This is a genomic window from Pseudoduganella lutea, from assembly GCF_004209755.1.
In the GTDB taxonomy this organism is placed as follows: domain Bacteria; phylum Pseudomonadota; class Gammaproteobacteria; order Burkholderiales; family Burkholderiaceae_D; genus Rugamonas; species Rugamonas lutea.
Genome location: NZ_CP035913.1, coordinates 2,925,896 through 2,948,884 on the forward strand (window position 1 = coordinate 2,925,896; position 22,989 = coordinate 2,948,884).

Annotated in this window: 20 protein-coding genes; 15 read left to right on the plus strand and 5 right to left on the minus strand. The window is 66.3% G+C overall.

Annotated elements, in window-relative coordinates:
• Nucleotides 1-11: 11 nt before the first annotated feature.
• A complete protein-coding gene (minD, locus tag EWM63_RS12260; protein WP_130186774.1) occupies nt 12-827 on the plus strand; it encodes a septum site-determining protein MinD in 816 nt (271 codons plus the stop codon).
• Nucleotides 828-1,079: a cell division topological specificity factor MinE gene (gene minE / locus EWM63_RS12265; RefSeq protein ID WP_130186775.1), complete on the plus strand. Its 252-nt coding sequence runs from the start codon at nt 828-830 to the stop codon at nt 1,077-1,079.
• A gap of 92 nt (nt 1,080-1,171) precedes the next feature.
• On the opposite strand, the gene EWM63_RS12270 is transcribed toward minE, so the two are convergent.
• Nucleotides 1,172-1,663, minus strand: coding sequence for a hypothetical protein (locus EWM63_RS12270; protein ID WP_229487865.1), 492 nt, complete (start codon nt 1,661-1,663; stop codon nt 1,172-1,174).
• A 198-nt stretch (nt 1,664-1,861) separates the two neighbouring features.
• Here EWM63_RS12270 and EWM63_RS12275 point away from each other — a divergent pair, with 198 nt between their 5' ends.
• The 9 genes from EWM63_RS12275 to EWM63_RS12315 all read left to right on the plus strand — a co-directional run bounded on the left by EWM63_RS12275 (nt 1,862) and on the right by EWM63_RS12315 (nt 10,624).
• On the plus strand, nt 1,862-2,551 hold the full coding sequence (locus EWM63_RS12275) for a response regulator transcription factor (RefSeq protein WP_130186776.1): 690 nt from the start codon (nt 1,862-1,864) through the stop codon (nt 2,549-2,551).
• Nucleotides 2,552-2,676: 125 nt separating this feature from the next.
• Nucleotides 2,677-3,951, plus strand: a complete 1,275-nt coding sequence (gene hemA / locus EWM63_RS12280; protein WP_130186777.1) for a glutamyl-tRNA reductase — start codon at nt 2,677-2,679, stop codon at nt 3,949-3,951.
• A gap of 66 nt (nt 3,952-4,017) precedes the next feature.
• The gene (prfA, locus tag EWM63_RS12285; protein WP_130186778.1) at nt 4,018-5,094 is read left to right on the plus strand and encodes a peptide chain release factor 1; all 1,077 of its coding nucleotides are present in this window, start codon (nt 4,018-4,020) and stop codon (nt 5,092-5,094) included.
• Nucleotides 5,095-5,370: 276 nt separating this feature from the next.
• Nucleotides 5,371-5,844 carry a disulfide bond formation protein B gene (locus EWM63_RS12290; protein ID WP_130186779.1) on the plus strand — a complete coding sequence of 158 codons (474 nt, stop codon included), beginning with the start codon at nt 5,371-5,373 and terminating at the stop codon, nt 5,842-5,844.
• Nucleotides 5,845-5,846: 2 nt separating this feature from the next.
• Entirely contained in the window at nt 5,847-6,677 is an 831-nt protein-coding gene (gene prmC, locus EWM63_RS12295) for a peptide chain release factor N(5)-glutamine methyltransferase (RefSeq protein WP_130190343.1), read from the plus strand.
• A 153-nt stretch (nt 6,678-6,830) separates the two neighbouring features.
• Nucleotides 6,831-8,426, plus strand: coding sequence for a glutamate--cysteine ligase (gene gshA / locus EWM63_RS12300; protein WP_130186780.1), 1,596 nt, complete (start codon nt 6,831-6,833; stop codon nt 8,424-8,426).
• A 27-nt stretch (nt 8,427-8,453) separates the two neighbouring features.
• A complete protein-coding gene (locus EWM63_RS12305) occupies nt 8,454-9,497 on the plus strand; it encodes a histone deacetylase family protein (RefSeq protein ID WP_130186781.1) in 1,044 nt (347 codons plus the stop codon).
• Between the two features lie 179 nt (nt 9,498-9,676).
• Nucleotides 9,677-10,102: an organic hydroperoxide resistance protein gene (locus EWM63_RS12310; protein ID WP_130186782.1), complete on the plus strand. Its 426-nt coding sequence runs from the start codon at nt 9,677-9,679 to the stop codon at nt 10,100-10,102.
• Nucleotides 10,103-10,171: 69 nt separating this feature from the next.
• On the plus strand, nt 10,172-10,624 hold the full coding sequence (locus tag EWM63_RS12315; protein ID WP_130186783.1) for a GNAT family N-acetyltransferase: 453 nt from the start codon (nt 10,172-10,174) through the stop codon (nt 10,622-10,624).
• 143 nt (nt 10,625-10,767) lie between these two features.
• Here EWM63_RS12315 and EWM63_RS12320 read toward each other — a convergent pair whose 3' ends face one another.
• Together EWM63_RS12320 and EWM63_RS12325 are read right to left on the minus strand one after the other, a co-directional pair.
• Nucleotides 10,768-11,991, minus strand: a complete 1,224-nt coding sequence (locus EWM63_RS12320; protein ID WP_130186784.1) for a sensor histidine kinase — start codon at nt 11,989-11,991, stop codon at nt 10,768-10,770.
• Nucleotides 11,981-13,351, minus strand: a complete 1,371-nt coding sequence (locus EWM63_RS12325; RefSeq protein WP_130186785.1) for a sigma-54-dependent transcriptional regulator — start codon at nt 13,349-13,351, stop codon at nt 11,981-11,983. The genes EWM63_RS12320 and EWM63_RS12325 overlap by 11 nt, the downstream gene beginning before the upstream one ends.
• A gap of 221 nt (nt 13,352-13,572) precedes the next feature.
• Between EWM63_RS12325 and EWM63_RS12330 the strand changes: the two genes are divergently transcribed.
• Genes EWM63_RS12330 through EWM63_RS12345 form a run of 4 tightly spaced genes read left to right on the plus strand, consistent with a single transcriptional unit; the run spans nt 13,573 to nt 20,400 of the window.
• Complete coding sequence (locus tag EWM63_RS12330; protein ID WP_229487867.1) at nt 13,573-14,859, plus strand: efflux RND transporter periplasmic adaptor subunit; 1,287 nt, start codon at nt 13,573-13,575, stop codon at nt 14,857-14,859.
• 42 nt (nt 14,860-14,901) lie between these two features.
• Nucleotides 14,902-15,582, plus strand: a complete 681-nt coding sequence (locus EWM63_RS12335) for an ABC transporter ATP-binding protein (RefSeq protein WP_130186786.1) — start codon at nt 14,902-14,904, stop codon at nt 15,580-15,582.
• On the plus strand, nt 15,579-17,993 hold the full coding sequence (locus tag EWM63_RS12340; protein ID WP_130186787.1) for an FtsX-like permease family protein: 2,415 nt from the start codon (nt 15,579-15,581) through the stop codon (nt 17,991-17,993). Before EWM63_RS12335 ends, EWM63_RS12340 begins: the two co-directional genes overlap by 4 nt.
• Before the next feature lie 16 nt (nt 17,994-18,009).
• Nucleotides 18,010-20,400 (plus strand): ABC transporter permease, encoded by a 2,391-nt coding sequence (locus EWM63_RS12345; protein WP_130186788.1) that lies wholly within the window; start codon nt 18,010-18,012, stop codon nt 20,398-20,400.
• Nucleotides 20,401-20,479: 79 nt separating this feature from the next.
• Here EWM63_RS12345 and EWM63_RS12350 read toward each other — a convergent pair whose 3' ends face one another.
• Entirely contained in the window at nt 20,480-20,920 is a 441-nt protein-coding gene (locus tag EWM63_RS12350) for an FKBP-type peptidyl-prolyl cis-trans isomerase (protein WP_130186789.1), read from the minus strand.
• A gap of 137 nt (nt 20,921-21,057) precedes the next feature.
• Complete coding sequence (locus EWM63_RS12360) at nt 21,058-22,932, minus strand: potassium transporter Kup (protein WP_371861242.1); 1,875 nt, start codon at nt 22,930-22,932, stop codon at nt 21,058-21,060.
• Nucleotides 22,933-22,989: the final 57 nt, after the last annotated feature.

A 22,989-nucleotide genomic window follows, 5' to 3' on the forward strand; every position in this document is an offset into this window, starting at 1 on the left:
AAGGATTATTCGTGGCAAGAATTATTGTTGTAACGTCCGGCAAGGGCGGTGTCGGCAAGACGACTTCCAGCGCCAGCTTTTCCACGGGTCTCGCCATGCGCGGGCACAAGACCGCCGTGATCGACTTCGACGTGGGCCTGCGCAACCTCGACCTGATCATGGGTTGCGAGCGCCGCGTCGTCTATGACCTGATCAATGTGATCAACAAGGAAGCCTCGCTGCCGCAGGCACTGATCAAGGACAAGCACTGCGATAACCTGTTTATCCTGCCGGCTTCGCAAACGCGCGACAAGGATGCGCTGTCCGAAGACGGCGTGGAGCGCGTGCTGGCCGAGATCATCGACATGGGCTTCGAATACATCATCTGCGATTCGCCGGCCGGCATCGAGCACGGCGCGCTGATGGCGCTGACGTTCGCCGACGAGGCGATCGTGGTGACCAATCCGGAAGTGTCGTCGGTGCGCGATTCCGACCGCATCCTGGGCATCCTGCAGGCCAAGTCGCGCCGCGCGCAGTCGGGCGGCGAACCCGTCAAGGAACACCTGCTGATCACACGCTATTCGCCAAAGCGCGTGGAAGCCGGCGAAATGCTGAGCTATACGGACGTGCAGGAAATCCTGCGCATTCCCCTGCTCGGCATCATTCCCGAATCGGAGCAAGTGCTGCATGCCTCGAACCAGGGCAATCCAGCGATCCACTTCAAAGGCACGGACGTGGCGGAAGCCTACGAAGACGTCATCGCCCGCTTCCTCGGCGAAACCCGGCCCCTGCGCTTCACGGATTATGAAAAGCCGGGCCTGTTCAAGCGTATCTTTGGAGGAAAGTAAATGGCACTGCTATCTTTCCTGTTCCCCAGCAAGCCGAAAACGGCCACCGCCGCCAAGGAGCGGCTGCAGATCATCATCGCGCGCGAGCGCAATGGCCGCAGCGGCCCCGACTTCCTGCCGGCGCTGCACAAGGAACTGATCGAAGTGATCTCGAAGTACACGAAAGTGAATGCCGACGACATCAAGATTTCGCTGGACCGCCAGGGCAACTTGGAAGTTCTCGACGTCAACGTCGTGCTGCCGGACGCGTAAAGCACGCCTGATGGACGCGTAATGGACATGTAATCCGCACGCGTCCTCCCGGGTGCGGCCCTGCCGGGCTGCACCTTCCACCTCTGCGGCCGCTATATTTTCTTTGCCGCCAACAGTTCCTCCGCCACCTTCACGCATGCATCCACGTGCAGGTAGCCGATCTGCCGGAACGCGAAAAAACCGATCGCGGCCGACGCCACTTGCCCCGCCAGCGGCACGATCTTCGATGCCTGTTTCGGCACCAGCTTTTTCCCGCTCTTCGCCAGCAGCTTGAACACCAGGTCGCGCGTGATCAATTTGCCCACCAGCATGCCGCCGACACTGACCGACGCCTCGTAAGCGATCATCCGGTACTTCGGCTGCAATTTCTCGACTTGCTCGGCCGTCAGTCCAAATGCGGTATTGACCTCGTCGATCAGCTGCGTGAACAATTTGATGTCCGACACGATGTCGACACCCGGGATGGGCACCGCCGACACGCCAGCCGCCAGCGCGGCACGGCGCCGCACGAGCCGCCGGCAGCGTTCCCTGACCTCGGCGATATCGCTGCTTGAAGAAGGCAACAATTCCCAGCCGCTCTCCACAATGTGTCTCCTAAAAAGTTGCTAAAGATAAAAGTTCATTGAAAATGGCGGTTAACCAGTGTACCGTTTACGAACGTATTAATCGCACAAATAAAATTTACATAGTGCAATATTTGGTCAATTTAGTAACTCTTATAGCGAATCCTGTTATATTCGCAGTGACCAAGCCTTACCGCCGTGCTTTAACCCACAGATAAGATGAGAATCGTAGTCCTCGATAATGACCGAAGCCAGGCCGAGCTGATTTCGCAGGTGCTGACTTCCGCCGGCCATGTTTGCCATGCCTTCCAGACGGGCAAGGAACTGCTTGGCCAGTTGCGCAAGGACAGCTACGACATGCTCATTTTCGACTGGCAGGTAGTGGATATGGGGGGCGCGGAGCTGATGCGCAAGGCGCGCGAGAAACTCAACGACAATGCGCCCGTGATGTTCATGACCACCAGCTCCGGCGAGGATGACATCGTTTCCGGCCTCGATGCGGGCGCCGACGATTACATGATCAAGCCACTGCGCCGCAGCGAAATGGTCGCCCGCGTGCAGGCACTGCTGCGCCGTGCGTTCCCCGCGCAAAACGGTGCCGAGCAACTGACGTTCGGCCAGTATGTTTTTGAAACCCGCCCGGGCCGGCTGTTAATGGATGGCCATGTGCTGGATGTAACGCACAAGGAGTTTTACCTGGCTCTGCTGTTTTTCCGCAACATCGGCCGGCCATTGTCGCGTGCCTATATTCACGAAGCGGTATGGATACGGGAAACCGACGTTCCCTCCCGCACGATGGATACCCATGTGTCGCGTGTACGCAATAAACTCCAGCTGAAACCGGAAAATGGTTTCCGCTTGGTACCAGTCTACAGCTACGGCTATCGTCTTGAAAAACTGGGTAATTGATCAATAGAATCCCGTAACAGATGTCCGCTGGGACGATTTGTCCCATTCTGGCCGCCCGGGCCCGGCGCAGCCGAGTGCCGCACATCAGGCTATAATCAAAGCCTACGTCGTTGATTTTTCTGGAAATGCAACTCCTTGCCGTCGGCCTCAACCACACTACAGCTCCCGTCGCCCTGCGCGAACGGCTGGCGTTCGCGCCTGACCAGCTGGGGTCGGCCGTGCGCGCGGCGCGCAACTGGTTCCAGCGCACGGGCGGCCAGGGCAGTGAAGAGGCAGCCATCCTGTCCACCTGCAACCGCACCGAACTCTATGCTGCGAGCTGCGCCGCCAACCCGCTCGACGCCGGTGCGCATTTCCTCGCCGATTTCCACCAGCTGAACTACGCCGAGCTGCGGCCGCACCTGTACATGCTGCCGCAACATGAAGCGGTGCGCCATACGTTCCGTGTCGCGTCCGGCCTCGATTCGATGGTGCTCGGTGAAACGCAGATCCTCGGCCAGATCAAGGATGCGATCCGCACCGCCGACGAAGCGGGCGGCCTGGGAACGTACCTGCACCAGCTGTTCCAGCGCAGCTTCTCGGTCGCGAAGGAAGTGCGCAGCACCACCGAAATCGGCGCGCACAGCGTGTCGATGGCGGCAGCGTCCGTGCGCCTGTCGCAGCGCATCTTCGACAAGCTATCCGAACAGAACGTGCTGTTCATCGGCGCCGGCGAAATGATCGACCTGTGCGCCACGCACTTCGCGGCGCAGAACCCGAAATCGATCACGGTGGCCAACCGCACGCTCGAGCGTGGCGAACTGCTGGCGCACCGGTTCAACGGCAAGGCGGTCCGGCTGGCCGACCTGCAGACGCAGCTGCACCAGTACGACATCCTCATTTCTTCCACCGCCTCGTCGCTGCCGCTGATCGGCCTCGGCATGGTGGAGCGGGCGATCAAGGCGCGGCGCCACAAGCCGATGTTCATGGTCGACCTGGCCGTGCCGCGCGACATCGAACCGGAAGTGGGCCGGCTGAACGACGTGTTCCTGTACACCGTGGACGACCTGGGCAAGGTCGTGCAGGCCGGTATCGAGAACCGGCAGGCCGCCGTTGCGCAGGCCGAGGCCATCATCGAGACACGCGTGCAATCGTTCATGCACTGGGTCGACGACCGCGCCGTGGTGCCCGTCATCCAGGGCCTGCATGAAAATGGCGAGGCGATCCGCCTGGCCGAGCTCGAACGCGCCCGCAAGCTGCTGGCCAAGGGCGAGGATGTCGAGGCGGTGCTCGAAGCGCTGTCGAAAGGCCTCACGGCCAAGTTCATGCACGGTCCGCAGCAGGCGCTGCACCGTGCCCAGGGCGCCGAGCGCGCCCAGCTGGCCGAGCTGCTCCCCCAGCTGTTCCGCGGCCGCCGTTAGCGGCCCCATCCTGCATTTCCGCCGCACCCTCTCCGGTGCGATGACCACCCATACAAGAACGAGACCATGAAACCATCAATGCTGGCCAAGCTGGACCAACTCGCCAACCGCCTCGTGGAGCTGGACGAACTGCTGATGTCCGAAGGTGCCACGTCCAATATGGACAGCTACCGCAAGATGACCCGCGAGCACGCGGAACTGGGCCCGCTCGTGGCGCTGTACAAGGATTACCTTGGCGTGCAGGGCGACATCGAGGAAGCGCAGCAGATGCTGGGCGATCCGGACATGAAGGAATTTGCCCAGGAAGAAATCGAAGCGGGCAAGGCCCGGCTGGCCGACCTGGAGCTGGACCTGCAAAAGATGCTGCTGCCGAAGGATGCGAACGACGAGCGCAACATCTTCCTGGAAATCCGCGCCGGCACCGGCGGCGACGAATCGGCGCTGTTCGCCGGCGACCTGCTGCGCATGTACACCCGCTTCGCCGAGCGCAGCCGCTGGCAGGTCGAAATCGTGTCCGCGTCGGAAAGCGATCTGGGCGGCTATCGCGAAGTGATCGCCCGCATCGTCGGCAACGGTGCCTATTCCAAGCTCAAGTTCGAATCCGGCGGCCACCGCGTGCAGCGCGTGCCGGCCACCGAAACGCAGGGCCGCATCCACACGTCCGCCTGCACGGTGGCCGTGATGCCGGAAGCGGACGAAGTGGAAGACGTTCACATCAACCCGGCCGACCTGCGCATCGACACGTACCGCGCTTCCGGCGCCGGCGGCCAGCACATCAACAAGACCGATTCGGCCGTGCGCATTACGCACCTGCCGAGCGGCATCGTCGTCGAATGCCAGGACGACCGCTCGCAGCACAAGAACAAGGCTTCGGCGATGAAGGTGCTGGCCGCGCGCATCAAGGACGTGCAGCTGCGCGAACAGCAGTCGAAGGAGGCGGCCACCCGGAAAAGCCTGATCGGCAGCGGCGACCGCAGCGAGCGCATCCGCACCTACAACTTCCCGCAGGGCCGCATGACGGACCACCGCATCAACCTCACGCTGTACAAGCTCGACATGATCATGGATGGCGACCTGACGGAACTGACCACCGCGCTGTCCGCCGAGCACCAGGCCGAGCAGCTGGCCGCCCTCGGCGACTGAGTTCCGCCCTACAGCCCAGCTCGTGTCCACCATGGGGTCAACCCCGAAATCGGACACGAGCTCGACTGTTTAGCCAGCTGAGCCCGTGTCCGAAAATGGGGTTGACCCCAAGGTGGACACGACCTCTGCCATTGCCGCGGTTGCGATCGGCCGGCTTTCCGGTGGACATGGCCTGCATGCCATGTCCGCTACGCAGGCGCGAAGCATGCTTCGCGAAACCCCTTCTCCGCTTTATGCGAGAATTGGCGCCTTCACATTCGAGCAACGTTATCGACAATGAATTCGCCGAAATCACGCACCATCCTCCTGTCCACTGCCGCCGTGTGCCTGTTGCTGGTCGCCGTGGCGCTGTACCTGCAGCACGTGCAGGACATGCTGCCCTGCCCCATGTGCGTGATCCAGCGCTACCTGTTCCTGGCCGTGGCCATCGGCTGCCTGATCGGCGCCTTCGGGCGCAAGCCGAAGATCGGGGCGGCGCTCGGGCTGGCTGCGGCGATCGGCGGGCTGGGTGTCGTCGGCAAGCACCTGTATGTGCTGGCCAACCCCGGCTTTTCGTGCGGCATCGACCCGATGACGACCATGCTCAACAAGATTCCCACCGCCACCTACCTGCCATGGCTGTTCGAGGCGGATGGCCTGTGCACGAAGGCCGAAATGTTCCTCGGCCTGTCGGTGCCGCAGTGGTCCGCCGTCTGGTTTGCGATCCTGACGGCGACGATGATCTGGGTGCTCGTGCGCCGCACGGCATGAGCATGCCCGTCGCCCCCGGCACCACGCTGGCCGCGCTGCAGCGCATGCCGCTGCTCGACCCGGTCGACCAGCGCATCCTCGTGTGCCACGCGCTGGGCATCTCCCGCACGGCACTGATCACGCAGTCCGACCGCGCCCTCACCGAGGACGAAGCGGCCCGCATCTCCGCCCTGCTGCAGCGCCGGCTCGACGGCGAACCGGTCGCCTACCTCGTCGGCAAGCGCGAGTTCTACGGGCTCGACTTCGTGGTGGGCCCCGGTGTGCTGATCCCGCGCCCCGAAACGGAACTGCTGGTGGAACTTGCACTGGAGCGCCTGCCGCCACGTGGCCGCGTGCTGGACATGGGAACCGGCAGCTGCGCGATCGCCGTCGCCATCGCCCATGCGCGGCCCGATGCGCACGTGACGGCGCTCGACGTCAGCCATGATGCGCTCGCCATTGCGCGCCGCAATGCGGAGTTGAACAGCGTCACGGTGCGCTGCCTGCACAGCGACTGGTTTACCGCCATCGCCGGCGAAACGTTTGACCTGATCGTCTCCAATCCCCCCTACATCGCGGCAGGCGACCGCCACTTGTCCGAGGGGGACCTGCGCTTCGAACCCGCCGGCGCCCTGACCGACCATGCCGATGGCTTGTCCGCGTTGCGCGCCATCGTCGCCGGCGCGCCGTCACACCTGGCGCCACAGGGCTGGCTGCTGATGGAGCATGGCTACGACCAGTCCGCCGCCGTGCAAGCCTTGCTGGCCGCCCGAAGTTACACCGCCGTGCAAAGCTGGCACGACCTGGCCGGCATCGCCCGCGTCACGGGCGGCCGCCGCGAGAGTCAAGGTTAGCCAGCGCCCCGAACCGCCCGGATCGCTTTGCTAGAATCCCCGATCAGGCCCGTTCTTCGCCGATCGGGCACTTTCAAGCGCCAGCGTACGCGTTTTTGCAATTTCGGTTACTCTCGCAGCAATTTTGGTCTGATGCACAGAAAGGAAAGCCAATTGTCCAATCTACTGACGCGCCGCCTGGCCCTGCTCGCCGAGGATCGGCACCGCGACGTGCTGCGGGGCGGCTTGCGAGGCATCGAACGGGAAACGCTGCGGGTGCAGCCGGACGGCCACCTGGCGCGCACGCCGCACCCGGCCGGTTGGGGTTCGGCCCTGACGCATCCCGAGATCACCACGGATTACGCGGAAACGCTGGCCGAGTTCATCACGCCGGCCGAAAACGACATCGCCACCACGCTGGAAAAGCTGGACGGCATCCACCGCTTCGCCTACAGCAAGCTTGGCGACGAGTTGCTGTGGAGCGAATCGATGCCCTGCCAGCTGCCGCCCGAACAGGATATCCAGATCGCCTGGTATGGCAAATCGAATCTGGGCATGCTCAAGCACGTGTACCGCCGCGGCCTGGCGCTGCGCTACGGCAAGGCCATGCAATGCATCGCCGGCATCCACTACAACTATTCGCTCGATGAACGCCTGTGGCGGCTCCTCGCGGAGAACGAGCCTGCCGGCAAGCCGCTGACACCGGTGGCCTACCAGTCGGAAGCCTACCTGTCGCTGATCCGCAATTTCCGCCGCAACAGCTGGCTGCTGATGTACCTGTTCGGCACGTCGCCCGCGCTGAACAGCAGCTTCCTGCGCGGCCGTCCGCACAAGCTGGAAACGCTGTCGGCGGACACGCTGTACCTGCCCCACGCCACCAGCCTGCGCATGAGCGACCTGGGCTACCAGAACGATGCGCAATCGGGACTGAGCCCGCACGAAAACAGCCTGGACAGCTACGTGGCCACGCTGACCCGCGCGGTCAACCAGCCCTATGAGCCCTACCAGAAGATCGGCACCCGCGATGCGAACGGCGAGTGGCAGCAACTGTCCACCAACGTCATCCAGATCGAGAACGAGTACTACTCCACGATCCGGCCAAAGCGCGTGATCCGCACCGGCGAGCGGCCGATCCAGGCCCTGTGCAACCGGGGCGTGCAGTACATCGAAGTGCGTTGCCTGGACGTGGATCCATTCGAGCCGGTTGGCGTGAGCCTGACCACCGGCCGCTTCCTCGATGCGTTCCTGCTGTATTGCGCACTCGAGGAAAGCCCGCCGATCTCGGAAGAACAGGGCGATATCCTGGCGCGCAACTTCGCGCGCACGGTGAAGGAAGGCCGCCGCCCGGGACTGACGCTGACGCGCGACGGCCAGGAAATCGCGCTGCGAGCCTGGGGCGAGGACCTGATCGAACGGATTCGTCCCGCGGCCGAACTGCTCGACGCGCTGCGCGGCGATACCCAGCACGTGGATGCGCTGGCGCAGCAGGCCCCCAAGCTGGCCGATCCGGACCGCACGCCATCGGCCGCCGTGCTGCGCGAACTGGCCCGGCACGGCAATTCATTTGCCGCGTTCGGCCTCGCGCAGAGCGAAAAGCACGCAGCCTATTTCCGCGCCCAACCGCCCACGGCGGAGCAGGAAGCGCACTTCAGCGCGCTGGCGCGAACGTCCGTGGCCGAGCAGGCGGAACTGGAGCGCACGCAGACCGGCAGCTTCGACGACTACGTGAAAGCCTACCGCGCCAGCAACCTGTGCCCGAACCACGCATGACGCCGCAGTCCCTCCTCCTTCACTGGCGTGCTGACCTTCTTTAACGAACAGCACGGCCAGTTGCGGCCCCGGCACGAACTCGTGCAGGGGCACCCCATTCCCGGGCGCGATACGCTTGACCGCATCGACGGCATCCTCGCCGAACTGGGAAGACGCGGCCTCGGTCGCATCGTCACCCCGCACGGTGTGCCGCTGATGTCGCTCGAACGCGTGCACACGCCCCGCTACCTGCATTTCCTGCGCACCGCCTGGAGCGAGTGGAGTGCCCAGTCCCCCGCGCATGCCGGCCGGGATGCCTTTGCGTCGCAGTGGCCAGTGCGCACCTTGCGCGCCGACATCGAGCCCGACGATTTCGGCGCCCGCCTCGGCCTGTACTCGATCGATACCACCACGCCGATTACCGCCGGCACGTGGGTGGCCGCGAAGACGGGTGCGGATTGCGCCGTCAACGCGGCCCATGCGCTGCGCGTGGGCGAGCGCGGCAGCTTCGCGCTGACGCGGCCACCCGGCCACCATGCCGGCGCCGATTTCCTGGGCGGTGGCTGCTACCTGAACAATGCCGCACTGGCGGCGCGGCACCTGCTCGACGATGGCATGCAGCGCGTGGCCGTGCTCGATGTCGATTACCACCATGGCAGCGGCACCCAGGGCATCTTCTATGACCGGGCGGACGTGCTATGCCTGTCAATCCATGCCGAGCCGCGCCATGCCTACCCGTTCTACAGCGGGCATGCCGATGAAACGGGCAACGGCCCCGGCCTCGGCTACAACGTCAATCTGCCGCTGCCGGTCGGTACCACGTCGCAGGCGTGGTTTACTGCGCTGGAAACGGCCTGCGTGCGCCTGTCGATGTACCGGCCCGAAGCGCTCGTCATCGCGCTCGGCGGCAATACGTTCGGTGGCGAGCCCCATGGCGGCTTCGGCCTGGTGGGCGGCGACTACCTGCGCCTGGGCGAACGGCTGGCATGGCTGAACCTGCCGACCTGCTTCGTGTTCGAAGGCGGCAGCCCGCTGCGCGAGCTGGGGGTCAATGTCGTCAACGTGCTCGAGGGGTTCGAGACGGCCCTGTGAAGTATCGGCAGTCATGACCGGCATCGTTAAAATATCGCTTGCAATTGAATCGCACGCTATGTATAGTAGGCACATGGATGACGCGAACAGCGTCCCAGGCAGCACCTAAACACTCATGGCGTGCCATAAAAATAGTGCGCTATTGAATCGAAAATTACCCAACTGAAAGGAACTGCATCATGTCGATCGAAAAAGTCCTGTACCGCGCGAATGCCAAATCCACCGGTGGCCGTGAAGGCCGTTCCGTTTCCAGCGATGGCGTGCTGGACGTCAAACTGACCACGCCGAAAGAACTGGGCGGCAATGGCGCGGAAGGCACGAACCCGGAACAGCTGTTCGCTGCCGGCTACTCGGCGTGCTTCCTCGGCGCGATGAAATTCGTTGGCGGCCGCGACAAGATCGCCGTGCCGGCGGACACGTCGATCGACGCCAGCGTCGGCATCGGCCCGATCCCGACCGGCTTCGGCATCGAAGTGGAACTGAAGATCTCGCTGCCAGGCCTGGACCGCGAAACGGCCGACAAACTGGTGCAGGCCGCGCACATCGTCTGCCCGTACTCGAACGCCACCCGCGGCAACATCGACGTCACCCTGACGATCGTCTAAATAGTTGGGCCGCTCCGGCCGCTGTCCTACAATGCCCTCTTTTACGCAACATCAAAGCGGGGCATTGAAATGATTGAATGGCAGTGGCTGGAGTTTGAAAGTATTCCCCGCAGTGACCTGTACGAAGTGCTGCGCCAGCGCCAGGAAGTGTTCGTGCTGGAGCAGACCTGCCTGTATCCCGACCTGGACGGCCACGACGAAGCCGCCCACCACCTGATGGCCTGGCAAACGATCGACGGCACGCGCCGCCTGGTCGCCTACCTGCGCTGCCTCGCCCCCGGCGCCAAGTACACCGAAATGTCCCTGGGCCGCATCCTCACCCCCGCCATCGCTCGCGGCACCGGCATCGGCCGGCAGCTCGTCGCCGAAGGCATCCGCCGCGCCGAACAGCAGCATCCCGGCCACCGCATCCGCATCGGCGCCCAGCAGCGCCTGGAACAGTTCTACCAGGGCTTCGGCTTCACCACCATCAGCGCCCCATACGACGAAGACGGCATCCCGCACATCGACATGCTCCGCTAAAACATTTCCCAAAACCGGGGTCAGACCCCAATTCCAGGAAATATTGCCGAAATTCGGGGTCAGACCCCGGTTTCACGGGCTCACAAAAGGGACAGTCCCTCCGGGCGGGACAGTCCCCAAGTTTTTTACAACACTTTTTGTTGTCAAAAGCTGACGATGAAGCGGGCGCCGCTGCTGACCGAGCGGGCGTAGCGGACGGTGCCGCCGTTGCCGTGCACGAGTTGCCGCACCATCGCGAGGCCGATGCCGCGGCCCTGCTTTTTCGTGGAGAAGAAGGGTGTGAAGATGTGCGGGGCGAGGTCGACGGGCACGCCGGCGCCATTGTCGGCGACTTCAATGCGCAGCCGGCCGCCCCGCCCCAGCCGCGCGGTGATGGCGGCGCGCGGCGAGGCCACCTGCGCCGTCGCCTCGGCGGCATTCTTCAGCAGGTTGATCAGCGCCTGTTCCAGCTGGCCCGGGTCGACCATCACTTCCAGGGAAGCCGGTTCGACGGAGAATTCGGCGCTGCCGCCCCGGGCCTGCCATTGCGGCCCCACGAGCGCCGCCAGCCGCGCGAACAGCCGCCCGAGATGTACCCGTTCGGGCTGCGCCTGCGGCAGCGTGGACAGGCTGCGGTAGCTCGACACGAAGTCGACAAGGCTGGCGGCCCGCCGGGCGATCGCGTCGAGCGCGGTGGACAGGTCTTCGGCGGCATCCGCCGGCATGTCCGCGGACAGCTCGCCCAGCAGGTCGTGCGCGGTGCGCGACAGCGAAGCGACCGGCGTCAGCGAATTCATGATCTCGTGCGTCAGCACGTGCACCAGCTGGCGCCAGGCGTTCAGCGCTTCGGCCTCCAGCTGGCTCTCGACCGGCATCAGCGCCGCCAGCCGGCCCCCTTCTCCCTGCACCGTGAGCGTGGAGACGGCCACCATTGCCCGCTCCAGTCCCCGCTCCGTGTCGAAGCTGACCAGCGTGCGCTCGTCCGCAGGCTGCGCGGCAAGCAGCGCATACAGTGCCGCCGGTTCGCTGGCCCGTCCGGGCGCCACGAGCCGGCGGGCATTGGCGTTGACCGGTGCCACGGCCCCCGGGCCGGACAAGCCGTCGACGCGAAACAGCGCGATCGGCGCATGTTCGAGCCGTGCCTCCAGCGCCAGCACCGATGCCGTTGCCGGCCAGCCGGTCGATGCCACCGGCATTTCAGGCCGCGCCACCGGCAGCCGCAGCTTGCCCAGGCAGCCCCACAGCAGCGCTCCGGCCGCCACGGTGCCCAGCCCGCACACCACCAGCAGGCGCGGCGACTCCGTCACCGACACGGCACAGGCCCCGAGCGCGGCCAGCCCGGCGGCGGCGACGATGACACCTGCCCGCAGGCCCCGCTCAGATGCCATGCTTGTCCAGCTTGCGGTACAGCGCCGCGCGCGACACGCCCAGCATGCGCGCGGCGTGGCTGATATTGCCCTGCGCCTGGGCCAGCGCGGCGGCGATCGCCTCCCGCTCCAGCGACGACAGCGTGGCTTCCTCGCGCAGCGCATGGGCCGCCATGCCGGGCGCCGCCATCGGCGCCAGCGCGGCTACCGCGGCACCCGCAGCCAGGCCGAAATCCTCGAACCGGTAATCGGCATGCGCGCCGAGGATCACAGCCCGTTCGCAGGCATGCCGCAGCGCCCGCACATTGCCCGGCCACGGATGCATGCACAGCGCATCCAGCGCGGCCGGTGCGATGGCGCGCCCCGGCCGGCCGTACTGCGCCTCGTACATGGCGAGGTAATGCCGCGCCAGCTGCGGCACGTCGTCGCGGCGCTCGCGCAGCGGCGGCACGCGCACCACGATCGTGTTCAGGCGGAACAGCAGGTCGGCACGGAACACCGACGGATCGAACAGCCGCGCCTCGTCGAGGTTCGTGGCGCTGACGATGCGCACGTCCACGCTTTCGGGCCGGTCGGCGCCGACCGGCGTCACCTCGCGCCGCTCGAGCACCGTCAACAGCTTGGCCTGCGCGGCCAGTGGCATGTTGCCAACCTCGTCGAGGAACAGCGTGCCGCCGCGCGCCGCCTGGAAGCGCCCCGCGCGGTCGGCCTTCGCATCGGTGAACGACCCCTTGCGATGGCCGAACAATTCACTTTCAAACGTGGATTCAGGCAGCGCGCCCATGTCCACGGAAAGGAAGGTGCCGGCGGCGCGGCGCGACTGCGCGTGCAGGGCCCGCGCCACCAGTTCCTTGCCTACGCCGTTTTCGCCCAGCACCATCACATTGGCCTGTGTCGGCGCCACGCCGGCGATCATCGCGCGCACGGCCTGCATCGGCGCGGAATCGCCCATCAGCGCGGATGCGCCGCGCAGCATCGCCTCGGCCGCCGGCCGGCGCCGCGCCAGCGCGGCATCGACAGCGGAGACGAGCCGCGCGTTGTCCCACGGCTTGGTGATGAAATCGGCCGCGCCGCGCTTCAGTGCCTCCACCGCCAGCGGCACGTCGGCATAGGCGGTAAGCGCGATGATCGCTGGCGGCTGCGGCTGGCGGCGCAGCATGTCCAGCGCCGCCAGGCCTTCGGCGCCATCGGTGCGGCCCGGCGTGAAATTGAAGTCCAGCAGCACGACATCGGGAACACCACGGGCCAGCTCCCCTTCGAGCTGCGCCGGGTCGTGCAGCACCGCCACGTCGCCATGGCGGCGCCGCAGCAGCATGCGCGCCGCATAGGCCACGTCGGCATCGTCGTCGAGGATCAGGATGCGGGCGGTGGTATCTGGCATGGGGGTGGGCACGGGATCGGGTATGGAATCGGGCACTGCGAGAGGACTCGGGCACGGTTGGGATCGGGGCATTCTAGCAGCAGCATTCGCTCCGCGGACAGGGGTTTCGCGACCTGTCCGGAAGCGGACACCCCACCCTGTCCGCTTCCGGCCAGCCCCCCGCGCATCGGGCCGGAACTGCGTTGAAACCGCCCTGGCACATGCCTTGCAGTGGAACGGACATGCCCATCACGAATCTCCCCAACAACAAGCCAGCCAGCGGTGCGGCCATGGACACCATCGTGCCGCGCAGCCGCGGCCGCGCCATCGTGCTGGCCGTGGCCGCCCTGCTGGTGCTGCTGGCCGCCGGTGCCGCAATCTGGCACTGGATGCCGCGCGGCCTGCAGGTGGCGGCCGCCGACCTGCGTATCGCCACCGTCGAACGGGGCATCTTCCGCGACGATATCGCCGTGCGCGCCAATGCCGAACCATTGACGGCCGTGATGCTCGACTCGGTGGAGTCCGGCCGCATCGAGGAAGTGCACGCGCGTGATGGCGACCTGGTCGACAAGGGCCAGCTGCTGTTCCGCATCTCGAACCCGCAGCGCAACCTGGAACTGCTGGCGCGCCAATCCGAATACGCGCAGCAGATCTCGAACATGTCCACCTTGCGGGTGGCCGAGCAGAGCAACCGCACCGAGCGCCAGCGCCGGCTGGACGACCTGTCGTTCGCGCTGGAGCAGGCGCAAAAGGCCTTGACGCGGACGGAGCGGCTGGCCGGCCAGGGGTTTGTCTCGGCCGTGGCGCTCGAGGAAGTACAGGACCGGCGCGACAAGGCGCAGCGCGCGCTGGCGCTGGAACAGGAAAGCAATGCGGCCGAGGACAAGGTGCGCGGCAATGCGCTGGGGCGCCTCGAGGAAACCATCCTGGGCCTGGCCGCCGGCCTGCGCCTCGTCGAGCAGACCGTCGACGCGCTGGCCGTACGCGCCCCCATCGCGGGCCGGCTCACCGACTTCCGGCTGCAGGTGGGCGAATCGATCGTCACCGGCAAGCGCGTGGGCCGCATCGACGATCCGCAGCGCTTCAAGCTCTCCGCGCTGGTCGACGAGTACTACCTGAACCGCGTTTCCGTCGGCCGCCTTGGCGTGGTGACACAGGATGGCCGCCGCTACCCGGTGAAAGTGGGCACCGTCTACCCGCAGATCAAGGAAGGCCGTTTCACCGCCGAGCTGCTGTTCACGCAGGACCAGCCGGTGCTGAGCCCTGGCCAGAGCCTCGATGCGCAGATCACGCTGGGCGAGCCGGCACCGGCGCTGCTGCTGCCAAACGGCGCCTTCGTGGCCGACTCGGGCGCGGCGTGGGTCTATGTGTTCACCGATGCCACCCATGCGCAGCGCCGCGAGATCCGCGCGGGCCGGCGCAACAATGCGCAGATCGAAGTGCTCTCCGGCCTTGCCCCGGGCGAGCGCGTGATCGTCTCCGGTTATGCGGCGTTCGGCAACGCGGTTCGGCTGCAGCTCGACCGGTAATCCATTTGCAGTAATCTTCTCCTACCCAACAAAGGAAATCCCATGCTCAAACTGTCAGGCGTCAGCAAGATCCACGTGGCCGGCGAAGTGCAGACCACCGCCCTCGACCGCATCGACCTCGATATCGACGCCGGCGAATACGTGGCCATCACGGGCCCGTCCGGCTGCGGCAAGTCCACACTGCTGTCGGTCCTGGGCCTGCTCGACGTGCCCACCAGCGGCGACTACTGGTTCGAAGGGCGCAACGTGTCCGGCTGGAGCGAATCGCGGCTGAACGAACTGCGACGTGGCCGCATCGGCTTCATCTTCCAGAGCTTCAACCTGATCGAGGAACTGTCCGTGTTCGAGAACGTGGAACTGGCCCTCGAATACACCGGCATGCCGGCACGCGAACGCAAGGTCAAGGTGGCCGCCATGCTGGACAAGCTGGGCGTGGCCCACCGCGCGAAGCACCGGCCCTCGCAACTGTCCGGCGGCCAGCAGCAGCGCGTGGCGATCGCCCGCGCGCTGGTGGCCGGCCCCGCGATCCTGCTGGCCGACGAACCGACCGGCAATCTGGACACGGCGCATGGCGACGACGTGATGCGCCTGCTTCGCACGATCAACGCCGAAGGCACCACCGTGGTCATGGTCACCCACTCGCCGGCCCACGCCGCGCAGGCATCGCGCACGCTGAACCTGCTCGACGGGCGCATCATCGTCGACGCGCTGCGTGCCGCATGAGGCATCTGCGCCTCGCCTGGCGCCAGCTGGTCACGGAGCCGGGTTATTCCGCCGTCACGATCCTTGGCCTGGCCGCCGGCTTCGCCACCTGCTTCGCGCTGCTGGCCTACGTGACCCTGTCGTTCAGCTACAACCGCCACGTGCCGGCCGCGCACGAAGTGTACGCGGTCAAGCAGCACATGAACCTGACCGGCAAGCCCGGCTGGTTCGAAGTCGTGCCGATGCCGTTGCTGCGCGTGGCCGAGCAAAGCGGCATGACGCAGGCAGCCGTGCTGGCCATACCCGCCAACGCGAGCGTGCGCACACCGTCCGGCGTGCTGCAGGTGAAGATGTTGACGGTATCCCCGGGCTTCCCGCAGGTATTCGGTGTCGCCGCCGCCGAGGGCGACCTGGCACGTGCTCTGGCACGGCCGGATGGCGTTGCGCTGACCTACCGCGCGGCATTGAAGGCGCTGGGTACCCGCGCGGCACTCGGCAAGGTGCTGCACATCGACGGCAAGACCCTGACCGTGATGGCGCTGCTGGCCGATCCACCCGCGGCGTCCGCCTTGCAATATGAGCTCGTCAACAGCCTCGATTCCGTGCTGATGCCACAAGAATACCGCGCGCACATGGAAGACTCCTGGGGCATGATCGCCGGCTACCTGTACGTGCGCCTGGCACCCGGTATTGCGCCGGTGGACTTCACCGCTCACCTGCAGCGCACATTCGACCATTCGCCATTGCGCCAGGAACTGCCGCCCGACCTGGTGCAGAAGCTGGGCTCGCGCAAGATGGCCGACCTGGCACTGACGCCGTTGACCGACCTGTATTTCGACGCCAGCCTGGAAGGCCGCCCCGGCAGCTCGCCGCATGGCGACCGGGCCGTCGTCATCGGTCTGGGTCTGGTCGGCGTGCTCGTGCTGGCACTGGCGGTAGCCAACTACGTGAACCTGGCCGCCGTGCGCACCACCCGCCGGCAGCCGGAAATCGTGCTGCGCAAGGTGCTGGGCGCCAGTGCATTCCGCCTTGCCGGCCAGTTACTGGCCGAGGCGCTGCTGGTTGCCATGGTGGCCACGACACTGGGCCTGCTGCTGGTCTGGCTGATGCTGCCCGCCCTGTCCGGCATGCTGGACCGCCCGCTCGACCAGGCGATGCCGCCTGCCGCGATCCTGGCGGCGCTGGCCGTCGGCATCGTCACGGGCCTGCTGGCCGGGCTGTACCCGCTGTGGATCGCGCTGGACATGCGTCCGGCCACCGTGCTGGCCATGCGCCGCGACCTGGAACCGCGCGGCGGCCTGTGGCTGCGGCGTGCGCTGACCGTGCTGCAGCTGACCGTGGCCATGGGCCTGACGGCCGCCACGCTCGCCATCGCGTGGCAAGCCCGCTTTGCCAGCTCGGCCGATCCGGGCTTCGATGTCGCGCCACTGCTCACGGTCGAACTGCCACGCGAGCTCTGGCTGGGACCGCAGGGCAGGCAGTTCCGCGACGCGCTGCGCCGCCTGCCGCACGTGCGGGGTGTGGCGTTCTGCGAAAATGCCGTCGGCCAGCGGTTCGCCGGCCAGAATGGCCCGATCCGCCGGCTGGGCGGGCCTGAAACCGTGCTGGTGTCGCGCAATGTATCGGCCGATTTCTTCCAGCTGTACGGCGTCGAGGCGCTGGCGGGCCGCACCTTCGATCCAAAAATCGAGCGCGACGACGTGCCGACGACCGTGATGCTGAACCGGGCCGGCGCCCTGGCGCTCGGCTTCCCTTCCGCGCAAGCGGCCGTGGGCGGGCTGGTGTCGTTCGAGCACGGTGGCAAGCAGCTGACGGCACGCGTGATCGGCATCGCGCCCGACCTGCGCCATGAATCGCTGCGCGAAACACCGCAGCCGATGTTCTACCGGAATGCGCTGGGTGCCTCGGTGCTGACGATCCGCACCGATGGCGACATGCGCGAACTGGAACGCCAGGCGGCAGAGCTGTTCGGCAAATTCTTCCCCGACGATGTTCCCCGGATGCGCCCGGCCGCCAGCTACCTGACTGACCACTATGCGCAGGACATGCGGCTGGCTTCCCTGCTGGGTGCCGCCAGCCTGGTCGCCATCCTGCTGTCGGCCTTTGGGATCTACGTGCTGTCGGCCTACAACGTGCAGCGGCGCGCCCGCGAGATCGTGCTGCGCAAGCTGTACGGTGCAGGCCGCGCCGCCATCGCCAGGTTGCTGGGCCGCGAATTCGCCGTGCTGCTGGTATTGGGCGCCGTGATCGGACTGCCACCGGCCGCGCTGGCGATCCGCGCCTATCTGGCCAGCTTCACGGACCACGCACCGGTCGCCGGCTGGACGCTGCTGGGCGCCGCCGCCATCGCCGTGCTGGTGGCACTGGCGGCCACGGCACGCCATACCATCGCCGCGCTGCGCGCCACGCCCGCCGCGGTCCTCAAGACATGAGCACAGGAGGACGACCATGACATTGCGTGACTTCCGTATCGGCTGGCGCCTGTTGCTGCGCGAGCCCGGCTTTTCGCTGGTGACCCTGGTGGGGCTGGCGCTGGCGTTCACCACCTGCTTCCTGCTGCTCGGCTACGTGCGCTACAGCTTCAGCTACGACAGCCATGTGCCCGACGCGGCCCGTGTGCTGCAGATGAAGCAGCGCATCAACTGGTTTCCGCGACCCGACTGGGATGCCCGCTCGATGCTGCCGCTGCGCCAGGTGGCGCAGGACAGCGGCCTGGTGGAGCAGGCCAGCATCGCCGTGCGGCTGCGCGAGCCGCTGCGCGCCGGCGAGCACCTGCACGAGGTGGCATTGCTGGCCGTCGATCCCGCGTTTGGCGGCATCTTCGGCATCGTTCCCCTGGCCGGCGATCTCGGCGCCGCACTGACACGGCCCGATGCCCTGGCCGTGACCCGGGAAACGGCCCGCCGGCTGTTCGGCACGGACACGGGCGTGCTGGACCGTACCGTCCAGGTCAACGGCGAAACGCTGCGCGTGGCGGCCCTGCTGCCCGACCTTCCCGCCAATGCCACGACGCGCTGGGACGCGCTCACCGGGCCGCTGAGCCGGGCGCGCCCGGTGGCGGAACGGACACTGGTCCCGGAATGGACGCGCGGCGGCATCTTCCTGAAATTGAAGGCGACCGCCGATGCCGGCCAGCTCCAGGCCCTGCTGCAGAAAGCCATGGACGCCTCGCCGATGGAACAGCGCATGCGTTCCCGCCCGATCGGTAAGACGATGCAAGGCCCCGGCACGGAAATCCGGCTGGTGGCCCTGCCGGACGCCTATTTCGATCCCGACATGGCCAGCAGCCGCAGCGGCGACAGCTACGGCAAGCGCTCCACGGTGCTGGGGCTGGCCGGTATCGCGTTGCTGGTGCTGCTGCTGGCCTTGACGAACTATGTCAACCTGGCCACCGTGCGTGCACAGCAGCGCCAGCGCGAGTCGGGCCTGCGCAAGCTGCTGGGCGCCAGCGCGCCGCGCATGGCGGCGCAGTTCATCGCCGAATCGGTGCTCGTCGCCATGCTGGCCGCCGTGCTGGGCATGATGCTGGCCTGGCTGCTGCTGCCCACGTTCGCGGGCCTGGTCGACCGCACGCTGGAAGGCTTCTTTGCGCCGGCACGCATCGCACTTGCCCTGCTGGCGGCACTGCTGGCCGGCACCCTCGCAGGAAGCTGGCCGGCCCTGGTGGCGCTGCGCGTGCGGCCGGCAGCGGCCCTCGCGGGGCGCGACAACAGCGAAACGGTGGGCGGATTATGGCTGCGCCGTGCCTTGACGGTGCTGCAGTTCGCCACCGCGATCGCACTCGGCGGCATGGCCATCGCCGTAGCCTGGCAAACCCGGTACGCCAGCCATGCCGATCCCGGCTTCGATCCGGCACACCTGGTGACAGTCGACCTGCCGGAGGGCGCCACGCCGGCACTCGTGCAGGGCTTTGTCGATGCGGTGCGCGGCTTGCCGCAGGCGGACGGCGTGACGCTCTCTTCCGAGGCCATCGGCCGCGACGGGTTCAAGATCGTGCAGGGCTTCCGCACCCGCGATGGTCGCGACCTGCGGCTGGAGGTCAAGCCGGTGTCGCCGGAATTCTTCGAGGTATACGGCATCCGCCCGCAGTTTGGCCGGCTCTATCGCACCGGTACCGACCGGGCGGGCGGCGATGCACTGGTGCTGAATGCGGCCGCCGCCGCCGCGCTGGGCTACGCCACCCCGCAAGCCGCGGTCGGCCAGGTGCCGTTCACGGAAGGTGGCGCGGTGATTGGTATCGCCCCCGGCATCCGCCACAATGACCTGCGCCAGCCAACGGAGCCCATCGTGTACCTGCTGCGCCCCGACTACGGCGTGCTCACCCTGCGCACCACGGCGGGCATGGAGGCAGTGGAACGCGCCCTGGCGCCGCTGTGGCAGCGCTATTTCCCGGACCGGATCATGGTCGTGCAGCCGGCGGCCGGCCTGTTCGCGCAAAGCTACCGCGAAGATGCGCGGCTGGCGAGGATGCTGGGCACTGCCAGCATCCTGGCGGTGTGCCTGGCCGCCTTCGGCATCTATGTGCTGGCAGCCTACAGCGTGCAGCGCAACCGCCGCCAGATCGTGCTGCGCAAGCTGTATGGCGCCGGCAAGGGGGCGATCGCCCGGCTGCTGGCCCGCGAGTTCGCGGTTCTGCTGGCAGCCGGTGCGCTGCTGGGCCTGCCGCTGGCATGGCTGGGAATCGAGCGCTACCTGGCCGGCTTCGTCGAACGCGCGCCACTGGGCCAGTGGCCGCTGGCCGGGGCGACGCTGCTGGCGGGACTGGTGGTGCTGCTGGCGACGGCACGCCACGCGCTGGTTGCACTGCGGCTGCCACCGGCCGCCGCATTGCGCGACTGACCACCGGCGCAACGCCGGCGCAAAAAAAACGGCAGCCCGCAGGCTGCCGTTTTTTTCATCGCGATGTTTATCTGGATGATCAGCGCTTGATGGCCAGCATCTCGACGTCGAACACCAGCGTCGAATTGGCCGGGATCGGGCCATTCGCCACCGCGCCGTAGCCCAGGGCTGGCGGGATCACCAGGCGGCGCTTGCCGCCCACGCGCATGCCCACCACGCCCTGGTCCCAGCCAGGGATCACGGTGCCTTTGCCGAGCTGGAACGTCAACGGGTTCGCCGCGGTGCGCTGGTCGAACTGGGTGCCCTTGTTCTCGGCCTTTGTTTCGTCGTACAGCCAGCCCGTGTAGGCCATGGTGACGGAATCGCCGGCCACGGCTTCGATACCCGTGCCCACCGCCAGGTCGAGCTTGGTCACGGCGCCGGGCGGGGTCACCACCGGCGCATCGTCGTCATTGCCGCCACAGGCAGTCAGGAACAGCGCGCAGGACAGCGTCGCGATAATTTGGAAAATCGATTTCATGTGGTCACTCTTACCTGGATAGGAAAAAACGTTATGGAACGGTTGCTGGGATTGGTGGCGGTTGCCGGTGGAGCGAAAGTTTAACAGACTGCCACTGCCGCTCCTCCACCACAACATTTCTTTACAAAATTTCTTTGCTAGATCTCCACCTGTGTTCCCAGCTCGATCACGCGGTTCGGCGGGATCTGGTAATAGTCGGCCGCCGCCCGGGCATTGCGCGACATGGCCACGAACAGGTGTTCGCGCCACGGCGCCATGCCCTGTTGCGGCGCCGAGATCACGGTCTGGCGGGCGATGAAGAACGACGTTTCCATCATTTCGAACGCGAGGCCGTGTTCGGCGCACCGGTCGAGGATGTCCGGAATGTCCGCCTCGTCCTTGAAGCCGTAGTTCACGTTGACCTGCCAGCACTGATGCCCCAGGTCGGTGATCCGCACCTGGTCTTCCGGCGCCACGTAGGGCTCTTCCAGGATATGCACGGTGAGGAAGACCACGCGCTCGTGCAGCACCTTGTTGTGCGACAGGTTGTGCAGCATGGCGTGCGGCACGCCGTCGCTTTCGCCGCGCAGGAATACGGCGGTGCCGGGCACCCGCACCGGCGGTGCCACGAACAGCGAGTCGAGGAAGGCGTCCAGCGGGATCGCGTGCTTTTCCAGGTTCTTGAACACGAGGTGGCGGCCGGTGCGCCACGTGAGCATGATCGTGAACAGCGCGGTGCCCAGCAGCAGGGGCATCCAGCCGCCGTGGAACAGCTTCAGCGTGCAGGCCGAGAACAGCAGCACGTCGATCACGAGGAAGAAGCCGGTGGCGAGGATGCAGACCGGCAGCGGCAGGTGCCAGCGGTAGCGGATCACGAAGAACGTCAGGATCGTGGTTGCCAGCATGGTGGCCGAGACGGCGATGCCATAGGCGCCGGCCAGGGCATCGGACGAACCGAATCCGATCACGGCGATCAGCACGACGATCAGCTGCAGCCAGTTCACGGCCGGGATGTAGATCTGGCCGATCTGGTGTTCGGACGTGTGCATCACGCGCATCCGCGGCAACAGGCCGAGCGCGATGGCCTGCTTGGTCATCGAGAACGTGCCCGAGATCGTGGCCTGCGATGCGATCACGGTGGCCATCGTGGCCAGCACCACCAGCGGGTAGATGCTCCAGCTGCCCAGCTGCTGGAAGAACGGGTTCGAGATCGCTTCCGGCGCGTGCAGCAGCAGCGCGCCCTGGCCGAAGTAGTTCAGCGCCAGCGCAGGGAATGCCACCGCGAACCAGGCCATGCGGATCGGCTTCTTGCCGAAGTGGCCCATGTCCGCGTACAGCGCCTCGGCACCGGTAAACGCCAGCACCACGGCGCCCAGGCCCACGAATGCCACGAAGCCGTTGTCGATCATGAAGTGCACCGCGTGCAGCGGGTTCAGTGCGCGCAGGATGTCCGGCCGCTCGACGATGTTGACGATGCCCATGATCGCCAGTGCCACGAACCACAGCACCATGATGGGCCCGAAGAAGCGGCCGATGCCGGCCGTGCCGTGGCGCTGCACCGAATACAGCGTGACCAGCACCACGATGGTCAGCGGCACCACATAGTGCGACAGCGCGGGCGTGGCCACCTCGAGGCCCTCCATCGCGCTCAGCACGGAAATCGCCGGCGTCACCACGCTGTCGCCATAGAACATGGTGGCGCCCAGCACGCCCAGCACGAGCAGCGGGAAATGCCAGCCGGAGCGCTTGCTGACGGAATTGAGTGCCAGCGCCATCAGGGCCATGATGCCGCCCTCGCCGCGGTTATCGGCGCGCAGCACCAGCGTCACGTACTTCAACGAGACCACGATCGTCAGCCCCCAGAAGATCAGGGAAACGACGCCCAGCAGGTTGGCTTCGTCGAGCGCCAGGCCGTGGTCGGGGTCGAAGATGGTCTTGAGGGTATAGAGAGGGCTGGTACCGATGTCGCCGTAGACAATGCCCACGGCCGCCAGCGTCAATGTAGCGAGGCTGCTTTTCTTGTCTGTCAAAATTGCACCCGAATTATTTTTTTGCGCACTGCACAATAGGCCAATCGTGCTCTAAAAGCA

Bases quoted from the DNA above. Each gene is read 5' to 3' on its own strand.
- minE (WP_130186775.1), top strand. From the start codon at position 828: ATGGCACTGCTATCTTTCCTGTTCCCCAGCAAGCCGAAAACGGCCACC.
- EWM63_RS12275 (WP_130186776.1), top strand. From the start codon at position 1,862: ATGAGAATCGTAGTCCTCGATAATGACCGAAGCCAGGCCGAGCTGATT.
- hemA (WP_130186777.1), top strand. From the start codon at position 2,677: ATGCAACTCCTTGCCGTCGGCCTCAACCACACTACAGCTCCCGTCGCC.
- prfA (WP_130186778.1), top strand. From the start codon at position 4,018: ATGAAACCATCAATGCTGGCCAAGCTGGACCAACTCGCCAACCGCCTC.
- EWM63_RS12290 (WP_130186779.1), top strand. From the start codon at position 5,371: ATGAATTCGCCGAAATCACGCACCATCCTCCTGTCCACTGCCGCCGTG.
- prmC (WP_130190343.1), top strand. From the start codon at position 5,847: ATGCCCGTCGCCCCCGGCACCACGCTGGCCGCGCTGCAGCGCATGCCG.
- EWM63_RS12310 (WP_130186782.1), top strand. From the start codon at position 9,677: ATGTCGATCGAAAAAGTCCTGTACCGCGCGAATGCCAAATCCACCGGT.
- EWM63_RS12315 (WP_130186783.1), top strand. From the start codon at position 10,172: ATGATTGAATGGCAGTGGCTGGAGTTTGAAAGTATTCCCCGCAGTGAC.
- EWM63_RS12320 (WP_130186784.1), bottom strand. From the start codon at position 11,991: ATGGCATCTGAGCGGGGCCTGCGGGCAGGTGTCATCGTCGCCGCCGCC.
- EWM63_RS12325 (WP_130186785.1), bottom strand. From the start codon at position 13,351: ATGCCAGATACCACCGCCCGCATCCTGATCCTCGACGACGATGCCGAC.
- EWM63_RS12330 (WP_229487867.1), top strand. From the start codon at position 13,573: ATGCCCATCACGAATCTCCCCAACAACAAGCCAGCCAGCGGTGCGGCC.
- EWM63_RS12335 (WP_130186786.1), top strand. From the start codon at position 14,902: ATGCTCAAACTGTCAGGCGTCAGCAAGATCCACGTGGCCGGCGAAGTG.
- EWM63_RS12340 (WP_130186787.1), top strand. From the start codon at position 15,579: ATGAGGCATCTGCGCCTCGCCTGGCGCCAGCTGGTCACGGAGCCGGGT.
- EWM63_RS12345 (WP_130186788.1), top strand. From the start codon at position 18,010: ATGACATTGCGTGACTTCCGTATCGGCTGGCGCCTGTTGCTGCGCGAG.
- EWM63_RS12350 (WP_130186789.1), bottom strand. From the start codon at position 20,920: ATGAAATCGATTTTCCAAATTATCGCGACGCTGTCCTGCGCGCTGTTC.